The organism is Pseudomonas sp. TR47 (assembly GCF_044143025.1).
GTDB classification, from domain to species: Bacteria; Pseudomonadota; Gammaproteobacteria; order Pseudomonadales; family Pseudomonadaceae; genus Aquipseudomonas; species Aquipseudomonas putida_E.
Window position 1 is genome coordinate 106214 of the sequence record NZ_JBHFCS010000005.1, and the last position, 13796, is coordinate 120009.

Annotated in this window: 10 protein-coding genes; all 10 read right to left on the bottom strand. The window is 61.5% G+C overall.

Annotated elements, in window-relative coordinates; translation table 11 throughout:
* Positions 1-48: 48 nt before the first annotated feature.
* Positions 49-3102 (bottom strand): efflux RND transporter permease subunit, encoded by a 3054-nt coding sequence (locus ACEWE8_RS07470; RefSeq protein WP_046786982.1) that lies wholly within the window; start codon positions 3100-3102, stop codon positions 49-51.
* Positions 3099-4166: an efflux RND transporter periplasmic adaptor subunit gene (locus tag ACEWE8_RS07475; RefSeq protein WP_046786981.1), complete on the bottom strand. Its 1068-nt coding sequence runs from the start codon at positions 4164-4166 to the stop codon at positions 3099-3101. Before ACEWE8_RS07475 ends, ACEWE8_RS07470 begins: the two co-directional genes overlap by 4 nt.
* Positions 4163-5251, bottom strand: coding sequence for an efflux RND transporter periplasmic adaptor subunit (locus ACEWE8_RS07480; RefSeq protein ID WP_046786980.1), 1089 nt, complete (start codon positions 5249-5251; stop codon positions 4163-4165). Before ACEWE8_RS07480 ends, ACEWE8_RS07475 begins: the two co-directional genes overlap by 4 nt.
* A 207-nt stretch (positions 5252-5458) precedes the next feature.
* Positions 5459-6352, bottom strand: coding sequence for an ABC transporter permease subunit (locus ACEWE8_RS07485; protein ID WP_046786979.1), 894 nt, complete (start codon positions 6350-6352; stop codon positions 5459-5461).
* Positions 6349-7230, bottom strand: a complete 882-nt coding sequence (locus ACEWE8_RS07490) for an ABC transporter permease subunit (RefSeq protein WP_172655290.1) — start codon at positions 7228-7230, stop codon at positions 6349-6351. Before ACEWE8_RS07490 ends, ACEWE8_RS07485 begins: the two co-directional genes overlap by 4 nt.
* 35 nt (positions 7231-7265) lie before the next feature.
* The gene (gene potA, locus ACEWE8_RS07495; RefSeq protein ID WP_012312231.1) at positions 7266-8408 is read right to left on the bottom strand and encodes a polyamine ABC transporter ATP-binding protein; all 1143 of its coding nucleotides are present in this window, start codon (positions 8406-8408) and stop codon (positions 7266-7268) included.
* 60 nt (positions 8409-8468) lie between these two features.
* A complete protein-coding gene (locus tag ACEWE8_RS07500) occupies positions 8469-9563 on the bottom strand; it encodes a polyamine ABC transporter substrate-binding protein (RefSeq protein WP_046787079.1) in 1095 nt (364 codons plus the stop codon).
* A 160-nt stretch (positions 9564-9723) separates the two neighbouring features.
* On the bottom strand, positions 9724-10821 hold the full coding sequence (locus ACEWE8_RS07505; protein ID WP_046786978.1) for a polyamine ABC transporter substrate-binding protein: 1098 nt from the start codon (positions 10819-10821) through the stop codon (positions 9724-9726).
* Between the two features lie 170 nt (positions 10822-10991).
* Complete coding sequence (locus ACEWE8_RS07510; protein WP_367903849.1) at positions 10992-12353, bottom strand: aspartate aminotransferase family protein; 1362 nt, start codon at positions 12351-12353, stop codon at positions 10992-10994.
* Positions 12354-12402: 49 nt separating this feature from the next.
* On the bottom strand, positions 12403-13761 hold the full coding sequence (locus ACEWE8_RS07515; protein WP_012312227.1) for a glutamine synthetase family protein: 1359 nt from the start codon (positions 13759-13761) through the stop codon (positions 12403-12405).
* Between the last annotated feature and the right edge of the window lie 35 nt (positions 13762-13796).

Consider the following 13796-nt stretch of genomic DNA (forward strand, 5'->3'; position numbering starts at 1 on the left):
CGCTGAGTTCGCTAAAGGGCCGCACTGCGGCCCCAGCTTTCTGCAGGACTAACTGGATTGCTTCTGAGGCTCGCGGATCTTGTACCAGGCCACATAGAGCGCCGGCAGGAACAGCAGCGTCAGCAGCGTCGCAACGATGATCCCACCAATCATGGCGTAGGCCATCGGCCCCCAGAACACCTCGCGGGCAATCGGAATCATGCCCAGGCTCGCCGCCGCAGCGGTCAGCAGGATCGGCCGGCGCCGATGGTTGGTGGCTTCCACCACCGCGTCCCAGTGCGAAAAGCCTTGCGCCACGAACTCATCGATCTGCGTTACCAGGATCACCGAGTTACGGATGATGATACCTGCCAGCGCCAGGATGCCGAGGATCGCCACAAAGCCCATTGGCGTCCCCGTAGGCACCAGCGCCAGCACCACGCCGATCAGCCCAAGCGGCGCCACGCTGACCACCAGGAACAACTTCTGCACGCTGTGCAGTTGGATCATCAGGAACGTTGCCATCAGGAACAGCATCAGTGGGATCACCTTGCGGATAGGCCCTTGCGCCTTGGCGCTCTCCTCCACCGTACCGCCAGTGGCCACTTCGAAGCCCACCGGCAGCTTGCTGGCGAACTCGTCAATCTCCGGCTTCAGCTGGGCCACCAGATCGGTGGGCTGGATGTCGCCGTTGACCGAGGCCTTGATGGTGATGGTCGGCTTGCGGTCGCGGCGCCATACCAGCGGCTGCTCCAGCTCGTAGCGCACGGTGGCGAACGAAAGCAGCGGAATCGAGGTGCCGCCAGGGGTGAGTATCTGCAGGTTCTGCAGGGTATCAGGCGAACCCCGCTCGCTGTCCTCAGCCCGCGCAACCACATTGACCAGGTAAATGCTGTCATTGACCTGGGTGATCTGCACACCGCTGACGATGCTGTTCATCACATTGGCCACATCTTCGGACGACAGCCCCAGCTGACGCGCCTTGTCCTGGGCGATTTCCACGCGCAACACTTTACCCGGCTCGTTCCAGTCGTAGATCATCTCGCCGATGTGCTCGTTCTGGTCCAGCAGGGTAGCCAGGTCGATGGCATGCCGGCGCACCTGATCGATGTCGGCGCCGCTGATCCGATACTGGATTGGCCGGCCCACTGGCGGGCCCATCTCCAGCGACTGGACGTTGCTGCCAATGCCCACGAACTCTTCGTGCAGTATCTTCTGCAAGCGCTTCATCATGCCCTGGCGCTCTTCGAAACCCTTGCTGACAATGACCAACTGTGCGTAGTAGGGGTTCTGCAACTGCTGGTCGAGGGGCAGGTAGAAACGGATAGCGCCCTGGCCAATGTAAGTGCTCCAGTGCACCAGGTCCGGGTCGTCCTTGATCCGCGCCTCGAAACGGTCCACCACCTTGCGCGTCTGCTCGATCGAAGCGTTTTGCGGCAAGTTGAGGTCGACAAGGATTTCCGGGCGGTCCGAGGACGGGAAGAACTGGTTCTGCACGAAACGCTCGCAGAAGATCGCCAAAGCAAACAACAGTACCGTGCCGATGATGGTCAGCCAGCGGTTGCGCATGCACCACAGCAGGCCACCCTCGAACGCTCGTCCTACTCGCCCGGTCTGCTCCTTGTGAGCCTTGAGCTTGCTGCTCAGGATATGCACGCCCAGTACCGGCGCGAAGAACACGGCCACCACCCACGACACGATCAACGCCACGGCGATTACCGCGAACAGTGTGTAGGTGTACTCACCCGCCGAGCTGGCATTGAGCCCAATGGGCACGAAGCCGGCAACGGTCACCAAGGTGCCGGTGAGCATGGGGAATGCGGTAGAGGTATAGGCGAACGTAGCTGCCTGCTCCTTGGTCTCGCCCATCTCCAGCCGCGTGACCATGACCTCCACGGTGATCATCGCATCATCCACCAGCAGGCCGAGGGCGATGATCAGCGCGCCCAGCGAGATCCGCTGCATGGTGATACCGCTGTACTCCATGAACACGAACACCATCGCCAGCACCAACGGGATCGAGCACGCCACCACCAACCCAGCACGCACACCGAGGCTGATAAAGCTCACCGCCAATACGATCACCACCGCTTCGAACAGCGCGCTAGTGAAGCCGCCGACTGCCTGCTTTACCACCACCGCCTGGTCTGACACGGTGTGCACACCTACCCCGACCGGCAAGTCGGTGATCACGCTGTCCATTTTTTTCTTCAGCGCCGCACCGAATACCTGCATGTTGCCACCGGCTTTCATGCCGATGGCCAGGCCGATTGCGGTCTGGCCGTTGAAGCGGAACATTGGCGTCGGCGGGTCGACGTAGCCGCGCTCGATATCAGCGATATCGGCCAGGCGGAAGAAGCGGTCGTTGATCCTGAGGTTGACGGTTTGCAGGTCTTTCTCGGAAGCGAACTGCCCGGTGGTACGCACCGAAATGCGCTCTGGCCCCGCCTCGATCACCCCGGCAGGCGTTACCGCGTTCTGTGATTGCAGGGCCTGCATGACCTGGCGCTGGTCGATGCCCAGCGCCGCCAGTTTGCGGGTCGAGAAGTTCAGGTACAGCACTTCGTCCTGGGTACCGATCAGTTCGATCTTGCCGATGTTGGGCACTTCGCGCACTTCAGCGCGGGCCTGTTCAACGTAGTCGCGCAGCTGGCGCAGGGTCAGCCCATCAGAGGTAAAGGCGTAGACCGAGCCGAATACGTCACCGAACTCGTCGTTGAAGGCAGGCCCCTGAATACCCTGCGGAAACTGGCCGCGGATGTCCTGGATCTTCTTGCGCACCTGGTACCAGATTTCCGGGATGTCCTTGGCTTTGGTGGTGTCGCGCAGGTACACGTAAACGGTGGACTCACCCGGCCGGGTGTAGCTTTTGGTGTAGTCGAGGGAATCCAGCTCTTCGAGCTTTTTCTCGATGCGGTCGGTGACCTGGTAGAGGGTTTCGTCCTGGGTCGCACCTGGCCAGCGGGTCTGGATGACCATGGTTTTGATGGTGAATGACGGGTCTTCCTCACGCCCGAGGTTGAAGTACGAAAATATCCCCATCAGCAGGCCAACGAACATCAGATACCACACGAATGACTGGTGCTTGAGCGCCCATTCGGAGAGGTTGAAGCTTCCTTTCATTGCGCATCCTCGTCGAAGGTGACCTTCTGGCCAGGCTTGAGGCTGTTCACACCCGCGGTAACGACGCGCTCACCGGGCTGTAAGCCCGACGTCAGGACGATGCTGTCGGCGGTGCGGTCGATCAACACCACGTCACGGGTGGCAACAGTCTTCTGCTGCGTGTCGATCACCCATACCTGGGTCTTGCCGTCACGCTCCAGCAAAGCACTCAAGGGCAGCTCGCTACGCGGCCTCACCTCCGAGCTCAGGGTCACGCTGATGGCGGTGCCAAGGTGGAACGCCGGCGGCGTGCTGGCCAGGGTCAGGCGGGCCCGCCGGGTACGGGTGGTGGCGTCGGCCTGGGGCTCCAGCTCGCGCAGGCTGGCTGTGGTATTGATGGTCGGGTCGAGTTGCGAGGCAACGGTAAAAGTCAGGCCTTTGCTCAACTGCTCGGCCAGGCCGATCGGCAGGTCGATCACCGCTTCCTTCACATCCGGCCGGGCCAGGGTCACCACGGCTTGCCCTGCGGTAACGGTTTGCCCGGCTTCGGCCTGCCACGCGGTGATCACCGCGGCGTGATCGGTGCGCAGGGTGCTGTAGTCGAGTTGGTCACGAGCCTGGCTGAGCGCAGAGCGCGCCTGCTCGAGCGCTGCGCTGGTGGTTTTCAGGTTAGTCTGGGCGATATCCAGCTGGGCCTGGGCGCCAACGCCGCGGTCGTACAACTGCTGTTGGCGACGGGCATCGGCCTGGGCGTTGATCCATTGCGCCTGCACCTTGGCCAAGTCGCCTTCGGCGGCGCGCAGCTGGTTCTGCTGGTCGGTCGGGTCGAGCGTGGCCAGGGTGTCACCCGCCTTCACCTGGGCGCCCACGTCCAACCAGCGCCGGGCAATGCGCCCGGAAATCCGGAAACCCAAGGTGCTTTCGAAACGCGCCTGGATACTGCCAGCGAAACGGCCCAACTGCGATTGCACCTGGGGTTCGACCTTGACCGACAGTACGGGCCGAATCGGCACTGATGCCTCTTCCTCGTTACTGCAGCCGGCCAGCAGTATGCCGGCCGACAGCATCAGCAGCAGGCGCTTCATAGCTCGCCCCCTTGGGCCTTGGCGTCGACCTTCAGCACCTGCATGCCGGGGTGCAGCAGTTGCCCGCCTTTGACCACCACGGTTTCGCCACCCTTCAGGCCACTGGCGACCACGATCTTGCCGGTGAGGTAACGGCTGACTTCGACTTTGCGCAATTCCACCTTGTCACCCTCGCCCACCACCCACACGGCGGGGTCATGCAGGGCCTTGGTCAGCGCCGACCAAGGCAGTTCAACGCTGGGCCGGCCCTGAGCATTGGTGGTGGCGGTCACCGGGGCGCCCAGTTGCATACCTGCTGGCACGTCTTTCAGGCCTACCTTGACCTGCACCGTGCCGCTTTGCGCCGATACCGTGGGGGTGATTTCGCGCACGAAGCCATGCGCCTGGACCTTGGGGTCGTCCAGCAGGCTGACGATCACCCCTGCATCGCTGGGCGGTGCCACCAGCAGCGATTCGTAGACGTTGAACACTGCATCGCGGTCGCCATCGGTGGCCAGGCTGAAGATCGGCATGGTCGCCTGGACCACTTGACCGACCTCGGCCTGGCGCTCGGTGATCACCCCATCAGCCTCCGACACCAATGCGGTGTAGCCCAGTTGCTCTTGGGCATTGGCCAGTTGCGCCTGGGCTGCCTTGAGCGCGCTCTGGTTGCTGCGCAGCGATGCTTCGGCCGAGTCGTATTCGCTCTGGCTGGTGTAGCCCTTGGGCAAGAGTTTTTGCTGGCGGACGAAGGCCGCGCTGGTCTGGGTGACGCGCGCCTGAGCAGCGAACACCTCGGCCTTGGCCGAATCGACATTGTTCTGCAGGTCTTTGGGGTCCAGCCGGGCCAGCACCTGATTGGCCTTCACGTGGTCGCCCACGTCAACGCTGCGCGAGATGATCTTGCCACCCACGCGAAACGAGAGATCAGTCTGCACACGCGCCTGCACATCACCGGTCAGGGTGACCCTGGCGGCGAAGTCAGTGGGTTGGACTTGCAATACACCGACCCGTGGCAAAACCTCGGGAGCCTCTTCCTTGCTGCAACCTGTGAGCAGGCCAAGCAGCCCCAAGCCTACGACCAACAGTGAACGCGTCACCCTCATGCAGGCTCCTGGCTTGCGCGCAAATGATTCGTGGGATGCGACTGTTAGCGTAGATCAGGGTTCAGAAAAAACACTGATCAAAGTCAGTTGGGCGGTCATGGCGACAATGCGGGCCCTGAAACAAGCAAGCCCGCTTCCACTGGATCGATGCAGCCCTCGCGGCGTGCAACCTACCTGTGGAAGCGGGCTTGCCCGCGACTACCGCGCTCAGGCCGACGCTGCGGCTGCCGTCGTGCGTTTGACCTGCGGCTGCGACACGCTGGCCGCAGCACCCTCCTCGATCGCCTGCTGGATCGCCTTGCGGCGATGCTCTTCGGCGCGGCGGCTGAAGTACCAGACCATGAAGGTCACCAATGACACCGACAGCAGGATCAGGCTGGCCACGGCGTTGATCTCCGGCTTCACGCCCAGGCGCACAGCGGAGAACACTTCCATCGGCAAGGTGGTCGAACCAGGCCCGGACACGAAGCTGGCCAGTACCAGGTCATCCAGCGACAGGGCGAACGACATCATGCCGCCCGCCGCCAGCGACGGCGCAATCATCGGGATGGTGATCAGGAAGAACACCTTCCACGGCTTGGCGCCCAGGTCCATGGCCGCTTCTTCGATCGACAGGTCCAGCTCGCGCAGGCGCGCCGACACCACTACCGCCACATAGGCCGCGCAGAACGTGGTGTGGGCGATCCAGATGGTGACCACGCCCCGTTCCTGCGGCCAGCCGATCGTCTGCGCCATGGCCACGAACAGCAGCAAAAGCGACAGACCGGTGATCACTTCAGGCATCACCAGCGGTGCAGTGACCAGGCCACCGAACAGCGTGCGGCCCTTGAAGCGGGTGACCCGGGTCAGCACGAAGGCTGCCAGGGTACCCAAAGCCACCGCCGCCACCGCCGTGTAGCAGGCGATCTCCAGCGAGCGCATCACCGACCCCATGAGCTGGGTGTTGTCGAGCAGGCCGACGTACCACTTGATCGACCAGCCGCCCCACACCGTTACCAGCTTGGAGGCGTTGAACGAATAGATCACCAGGATCAGCATCGGCAGGTAGATGAACAGCAAGCCGAGCACCAGCATCAGCTTGGAGAAACTGAAGCGCTTCATGCCCTGCCCTCCATTTCTTTGGCCTGGCTACGGTTGAACAGCAGGATCGGTACGATCAGGATCGCCAGCATCACCACCGCCAGGGCAGAGGCCACCGGCCAGTCACGGTTGTTGAAGAACTCTTGCCACAGCACCTTACCGATCATCAGGGTTTCCGGGCCGCCCAGCAGTTCCGGAATGACGAACTCGCCCACCACCGGGATGAACACCAGCATGCAGCCGGCGATAATGCCGTTTTTCGACAGCGGCACGGTGATCTTCCAGAAGCTGTTGAAGGTGCTCGAACCCAGGTCCGATGCGGCTTCGAGCAGGCTCTGGTCGTGCTTTACCAGGTTGGCGAACAGCGGCAGGATCATGAACGGCAGGTACGAATAGACCACGCCGATGTACACCGCCAGGTTGGTGTTGAGGATCTGCAACGGCTGGTCGATCAGCCCGGTCCACATCAGGAACCCGTTGAGCAGGCCGTTGTTGCTGAGGATGCCCATCCAGGCATAGACGCGGATCAGGATCGCGGTCCAGGTCGGCATCATGATCAGCAGCAACAGCACGGTCTGGGTTTCCTTGCGTGCGTTGGCAATCGAATAGGCCATCGGGTAGCCGATCAGCAAACACAGCACGGTGCTGATGAAGGCCATCTTCAGCGAGCCCAGATAGGCCGAGATGTACAGCTCATCCTCAGTCAACAGGCCATAGTTGGCTAGGTTGATTACCAGCTGCACCTTGTCTTCGACGTAGCTGTAGATCTCGGTATACGGCGGGATCGCCACGTCGGCTTCGGCAAAGCTGATCTTCAGCACGATGAAGAACGGCAGCATGAAGAACAGGAACAGCCAGATGAACGGCACGCCGATCACCAGGTGCCGCCCCTCGGGGATAAGGCGCTGGAAGGCTCGCTTGAGCTTGCGCAGTTTCATGACCGCAGTACCACGCCGCTGTCGTCTTCCCACCAGACGTACACTTCATCGCCCCAGGTCGGGCGGGTGCCCTGGCGCTCGGCGTTGGCGACGAAAGACTGGACCACTTTGCCGCTGGGCAGCTCGACGTAGAACACCGAGTGGCCGCCCAGGTAGGCGATGTCATGGACCTTGCCGCGCGACCAGTTGTGCTCGAAATCCGGCTGCTCGGTAGTCACCAGCATTTTTTCCGGGCGCAGGGCGTAGGTGATGTGCTTGTCTTCAACCGAAGTGGACACACCGTGGCCAACGTAGATCTTGCGCTCGAGTTCCGGCGAGGCGATCAGCGCATGGCCTTCGGCATCGTCGATCACTTCGGCCTCGAACAGGTTGACGTTACCGATGAACTCGCACACCAGGCGGCTGGTGGGCGTCTCATAGATATCCACAGGCGAACCGATCTGGGCAATCCAGCCCAGGTGCATGATGGCAATGCGCTGGGCCATGGTCATGGCCTCTTCCTGATCGTGGGTCACCATCACGCAGGTCACGCCCACGCGCTCGATGATCTCGACCAGTTCCAGCTGCATCTGCGAGCGCAGCTTCTTGTCCAGCGCGCCCATTGGCTCATCGAGCAGCAACAGCTTGGGGCGCTTGGCCAGCGAACGGGCCAAGGCCACACGCTGACGCTGACCACCGGAGAGCTGGTGCGGCTTGCGCTTGGCGTACTGGGTCATGTGCACCAGCTTGAGCATCTCGGCCACGCGGGCGTCGATCTCGGCCTTGGGCATCCGGTCCTGCTGCAAGCCGAAGGCGATGTTCTGCGCCACGGTCATGTGCGGGAACAGCGCGTAGGACTGGAACATCATGTTGATCGGCCGCTCGTAGGGCGGCATGTCGGTGATGTCTACGCCATCGAGGAAAATACGCCCTTCAGTCGGGCGCTCGAAACCGGCCAGCATACGCAGCAAGGTCGACTTGCCCGAACCGGAGCCACCGAGCAGGGCGAAAATTTCGCCCTTGCGGATCTCCAGCGACACATCGTCCACCGCTACCGTTTCGTCGAATTTTTTTGTGACCCGGTCGATCTTGACCAACACCTGCTTGGGTTGCTGGCCACCCTCGAGGGCTTTCTTATAGGCACCGGAGGCAACTGCCATGAGTGAAACTCCCAACAAGATTTGTGTGCCCGCCCCTGCTTTGGCGGCGGGCCTGGATTGTTACTTGCCCGACTTGACCTTGGTCCAGCTGCGGGTCATCAAACGTTGCACCTTCGGTGGCAACTCACTGTTGACGAACATCTTGTCCAGCACTTCCTGCGGTGGGTAAACCGCGGCGTCAGTCCTCACGGCCTGGTCCATCAGGTCGCCAGCCTTGGGGTTCGGGTTGGCGTAACCGACGTAATCACTGACCTGGGCGATAACCTCAGGCTTCAGCAAATAGTTGATGAAGGCGTGAGCCTCTTTGACGTTCCTGGCGTCCTTGGGGACCGCCAGCACGTCGAACCAGAGGTTGCCGCCTTCCTTGGGAATCGCGTAGGCCAGGTTCACGCCCTTCTTCGCTTCTTCAGCGCGGGCCTTGGCCTGGAACACATCGCCGGAAAAACCTGCCGCGACGCAGATGTCGCCGTTGGCCAGGTCCGTGATGTACTTGGACGAGTGGAAGTAGGTTACGTACGGGCGTACCGCCAGCAGCTTCTGCTCGGCCTTCTCGTAGTCCTTGGGGTTGGTGCTGTTGGGGTCCAGCCCCATGTAGTTGAGCACCGCCGGCAGCATTTCATCCGCCGAATCCAGGAACGCCACGCCGCATTGGGAGAGCTTCTTCATGTTCTCGGGCTCGAACAGCACGGCCCAGGAATCGATGGTGTCCACGCCCAGTGCCGCCTTGACCTTGTCGACGTTGTAGCCGATGCCATTGGTGCCCCACAGGTAAGGCACGGCGTACTGGTTGCCTGGGTCGTTCTTTTCCAGGCGCTTCATCAACGCCGGGTCCAGGTTGGAATAATTGGGCAGCAGGTTCTTGTCGAGCTTCTGGAACGCGCCCGCCTTGATCTGCTTGCCGAGGAAATGGTTGGACGGCACTACCACGTCATAACCGGTGTTGCCGGCCAGCAGCTTGCCTTCCAGGGTTTCGTTGGAGTCGAACACGTCCTGCACAGGTTTGATACCCGTGGCTTTCTCGAAGTCTTCGAGCGTGGTCGGGCCAATGTAGTCGGACCAGTTGTAGAAGTGCACCGTAGGCGCCGCTTGGACGCTGCATGCCAGCGTCAGGCCCGCTCCAGCCATCAAGGCTTTGCGTAATACAGAAATAGACAAGTGGGTGGTCCTCACAATCAGTGCCTTGGTAACGGCGCAGCGCTGCCGCGCACGCAAAACCGGCGCGCAACTTACCCTCGCAGCCACGATGCCGCAATCATCAATTGCCATTCACCGGCTCTGGGCCGGAAAACCCCGGCCCAGAGGTCTTGCATCGGGCTTACTTGCCCGACTTGATCCTGGTCCAGCTGCGGGTGATCAGACGCTGGGCAGCAGCTTCTGGCGCGGCGATCGCGTACAGGTGCTTTTTCACGTCGGCAGGTGGATAGATGCTCGGGTCGCTGGTGATGTCCTTGTCCACCAACGGGGTCGCAGCAGCGTTACCGTTCGGGAAACGTACGGCGTTGGTGATCTCGGCCATGATTTCCGGCTGCATCAGGAAGTCCATGAACTTGTAGGCGGCGTCCTTGTGCTCGGCATCCTTGGGGATGGCGACCATGTCGTAGAAGGTGCCAGCGCCTTCTTTCGGGATGATGTAGTCGACCTTGACCTTGTCGCCGGCTTCGTGTGCGCGGGCTTTGGATTGCTCCAGGTCACCCGAGTACCCGACGGCCACGCAGATGTTGCCGTTGGCCATGTCGCCGATGTATTTGGACGAGTGGAAGTAGGTGATCGAAGGACGAATCTTCAGGAACAGGTCCTCGGCCTTCTTCAGGTCTTCTTTCTTGGTGCTGTCGCTAGGCAGGCCCAGATAGTGCAGCGCGGCTGGCAGCATTTCGGTCGGGGCGTCGAGGAAGCTCACGCCACAGCTCTTGAGCTTCTCGATGTTCTCAGGCTTGAACACGACGTCCCACGAATCGATCTTGTCGACGCCCAGCGCGGCCTTGACCTTCTCCGGGTTGTAGCCGATGCCGATCGAGCCCCACATGTAAGGGAAGGCGTGCTTGTTGCCTTTGTCGCTGGCGTCACCGACGGCCTTGAGCAGGTCTTCGTCGAGGTTCTTCCAGTTCGGCAGCTTGGAGCGGTCGAGCTCTTCGTAGACCCCCGCCTTGATCTGCTTGGCCAGGAAGTTGTTGGACGGCACGACCACGTCATAGCCGGACTTGCCCGCCAGCAGCTTGGCTTCCAGGGTTTCGTTGCTGTCGAAGACGTCGTACTTGACCTTGATGCCTGTCTGTTTTTCGAACTTCGCGATGGTGTCCGGAGCGATGTAGTCCGACCAGTTGTAGACGTTCAGCACCTTGTCTTCAGCCTGTACAGCGGTGGCCATGGCACCCATCAGGGCGGCGGCCAGCAACGTCTTGCCCATTTTCTTCATGCGTCATGCTCCAGAATTTTTTATTTAGCCATCTGTTCAGCAGCCAGAACCTACCGTGCAGAGCGCCGGGCGACTGAAACAGCCGCTAGTCTGGCAAGTTACAAGGCGCTGTTTCAAGGAAACCATCCCCTTGTAACGACTTAATGTCACATCGCTAGCCTAGCAGGCGCTCAACGGATCGCTTCGAGGGTCAGGTCCAGGCACTTGCGCGCCTTTTCCACCAGCTCGTCCACCTCTGCATGGCTGATCACCAAGGGTGGAGCGATGATCATGGTGTCACCCACCGCGCGCATGATCAGGCCGTTGTCGAAGCAGAAATTGCGGCAGACCATGCCCACACCCTTGCCTTCGTAACGGCTACGGGAGGCCTTGTCCTTGACCAGCTCGATCGCGCCGAGCAGGCCCAGGCCGCGTACCTCGCCCACCAGCGGGTGGTCCTGCAGCTCACGCAGACGTTTCTGCAAGTAGGGTGCCACTTGCGTACGGACCTTCTCGACGATCTTCTCGTCGCGCAGGATGCGCAGGTTTTCCAGGCCTACCGCAGCCGCCACCGGGTGGCCGGAATAGGTGAAGCCGTGGTTGAAGTCTCCGCCTTCGCTGAGCACCTTGGCCACCTTGTCACGCACGATCACACCGCCCATGGGGATGTAACCGGAAGTAAGGCCTTTGGCGATGGTCATCAGGTCCGGCTTGAGGTCGTAGTAGTCTGAGCCGAACCACTCGCCGGTACGGCCAAAACCGCAGATCACTTCGTCAGCGACGAACAGGATGTCGTACTTGGCGAGGATCTCCTTGACCTTCGGCCAGTAGGTTTCTGGCGGGATGATCACGCCGCCGGCACCCTGGATCGGCTCGGCGATGAAAGCTGCGACGTTGTCCTCGCCCACTTCCAGAATCTTATTTTCCAGTTGCTCGGCCGCCCACACCCCGAAGTCGTCCGGGCTCATGTCGCCGCCTTCACCGAACCAGTACGGTTGCGGGATATGCACGATGCCCGGGATCGGCAGGCCGCCCTGTTCGTGCATGCCGCTCATGCCGCCCAGGCTTGCACCGGCGACGGTCGAACCGTGGTAGCCGTTGATGCGGCCGATGATGGTCTGCTTCTGCGGCTTGCCCTTGAGCGCCCAGTAGTGGCGGACCATGCGCAGCACGGTGTCATTGCCTTCGGAGCCGGAGCCTGTGAAGAACACATGGGTCATGCCCTCGGGCGCCACGTCGGTGATGGCCTTGGCCAGCTCCAGCGCAGGCGGGTGGGCCGTCTGGAAGAACAGGTTGTAGTACGGCAGTTCGCGCATCTGTTTTTCGGCAGCCTGTACCAGCTCTTCACGGCCATAACCCACCGCGACGCACCACAGGCCGGCCATACCGTCGAGGATCTTGTGCCCCTCGCTGTCCCACAAATGCACACCCTGCGCCTTGGTAATGATGCGCGGCCCCTTTTCCTTCAGCTGCTTGTAGTCACTGAAAGGTGCAAGGTGGTGCTCGCCGCTCAGGGTTTGCCAGTCACGGGTTTGCGGGTTTTTGACGCTCATGTGCTTCTCCAGGGTCCACAGGCCGCCGGCGGGCGGCCTCAGGGGTTGATCACACAGCAAACAGCAGGAACTCACGCTCCCAAGAGCTGATGACGCGCTTGAAGTTCTCATGCTCGGCGCGCTTGGTGGCAACGTAGCCGGTGATGAATTTTTTGCCCAGGTACTGGGTCAGCGCGCGGCTGACTTCCATGCGTTCCAAGGCGTCCTCGATGGTCAGCGGCAGGCGCAGGTTGCGCCGCTCGTAGCCGCGCCCCTGCACCGGCGCACTGGCGGCAATGCCTTCGACCATACCGATGTAGCCGCACAGCAAGCTCGCAGCGATGGCCAGGTAAGGGTTGGCATCGGCGCCTGGCAGGCGGTTCTCGACGCGACGGTTCTGTGGGCCGGCATCCGGTACGCGCAGGCCGACGGTGCGGTTTTCCTCGCCCCACTCGACGTTTACCGGGGCCGAAGTGTCTGGCAGGAAGCGGCGGAACGAGTTGACGTTCGGGGCAAACAGCGGCAGCGCCTCGGGGATGAACTTCTGCAGGCCACCGATGTGGTGCAGGAACAGCTCGCTCATGCTGCCGTCTTCATTGCTGAAGATGTTCTTGCCGGTGACCGAATCGACCACGCTCTGGTGCAGGTGCATGGCGCTGCCCGGCTCGCCGGTCATGGGCTTGGCCATGAAGGTGGCGGCCACATTGTGCTTGAGCGCCGCTTCGCGCATGGTGCGCTTGAACACCAGGATCTGGTCGGCCAGGTGCAGGGCGTTGCCGTGACGGAAGTTGATCTCCATCTGCGCCGTGCCGTCTTCGTGAATCAGGGTGTCGAGGTCCAGTTGCTGCAGCTCGCACCAGTCGTAGACGTCCTCGAACAGCGGGTCGAATTCGTTGGCAGCCTCGATGGAGAACGACTGACGGCCGGTTTCCGGGCGGCCTGAACGACCTACCGGCGGCTGCAGCGGGAAGTCCGGGTCCTCGCTGCGCTTGGTCAGGTAGAACTCCATCTCTGGCGCGACGATCGGTTGCCAGCCCTTGTCGGCGTAAAGCTGCAGGACTTTCTTCAGTACGTTGCGCGGCGACAGCTCGACCGGGTTGCCCTTCTTGTCGTAGGTGTCGTGAATGACCTGGGCGGTAGGCTCGATGGCCCACGGCACGAGGAACACAGCGTTCTCATCGGGCCGGCAGATCATGTCGATGTCGGCCGGGTCGAGCAGTTCGTAATAGATGTCGTCATCGACGTAATCGCCGGTCACGGTCTGCAGCAACACGCTCTCGGGCAGGCGCATGCCTTTCTCGGCGATGAACTTGTTGGTCGGCGAGATCTTGCCGCGGGTGATGCCGGTCAGGTCACTGATCAGGCATTCGACTTCGGTGATCTTGTGCTCTTTCAACCAATCGGTGAGCTGGTCGAGGTTGTTACTCATAGATACCTCAGGAGGTAATGTGGTCCGCGCATTGA

What these genes read in the sequence shown, in the direction of transcription:
- ACEWE8_RS07470 (WP_046786982.1), bottom strand. Translation starts at nt 3,102, where the DNA reads ATGAAAGGAAGCTTCAACCTCTCCGAATGGGCGCTCAAGCACCAGTCA.
- ACEWE8_RS07475 (WP_046786981.1), bottom strand. Translation starts at nt 4,166, where the DNA reads ATGAAGCGCCTGCTGCTGATGCTGTCGGCCGGCATACTGCTGGCCGGC.
- ACEWE8_RS07480 (WP_046786980.1), bottom strand. Translation starts at nt 5,251, where the DNA reads ATGAGGGTGACGCGTTCACTGTTGGTCGTAGGCTTGGGGCTGCTTGGC.
- ACEWE8_RS07485 (WP_046786979.1), bottom strand. Translation starts at nt 6,352, where the DNA reads ATGAAGCGCTTCAGTTTCTCCAAGCTGATGCTGGTGCTCGGCTTGCTG.
- potA (WP_012312231.1), bottom strand. Translation starts at nt 8,408, where the DNA reads ATGGCAGTTGCCTCCGGTGCCTATAAGAAAGCCCTCGAGGGTGGCCAG.
- ACEWE8_RS07505 (WP_046786978.1), bottom strand. Translation starts at nt 10,821, where the DNA reads ATGAAGAAAATGGGCAAGACGTTGCTGGCCGCCGCCCTGATGGGTGCC.
- ACEWE8_RS07510 (WP_367903849.1), bottom strand. Translation starts at nt 12,353, where the DNA reads ATGAGCGTCAAAAACCCGCAAACCCGTGACTGGCAAACCCTGAGCGGC.
- ACEWE8_RS07515 (WP_012312227.1), bottom strand. Translation starts at nt 13,761, where the DNA reads ATGAGTAACAACCTCGACCAGCTCACCGATTGGTTGAAAGAGCACAAG.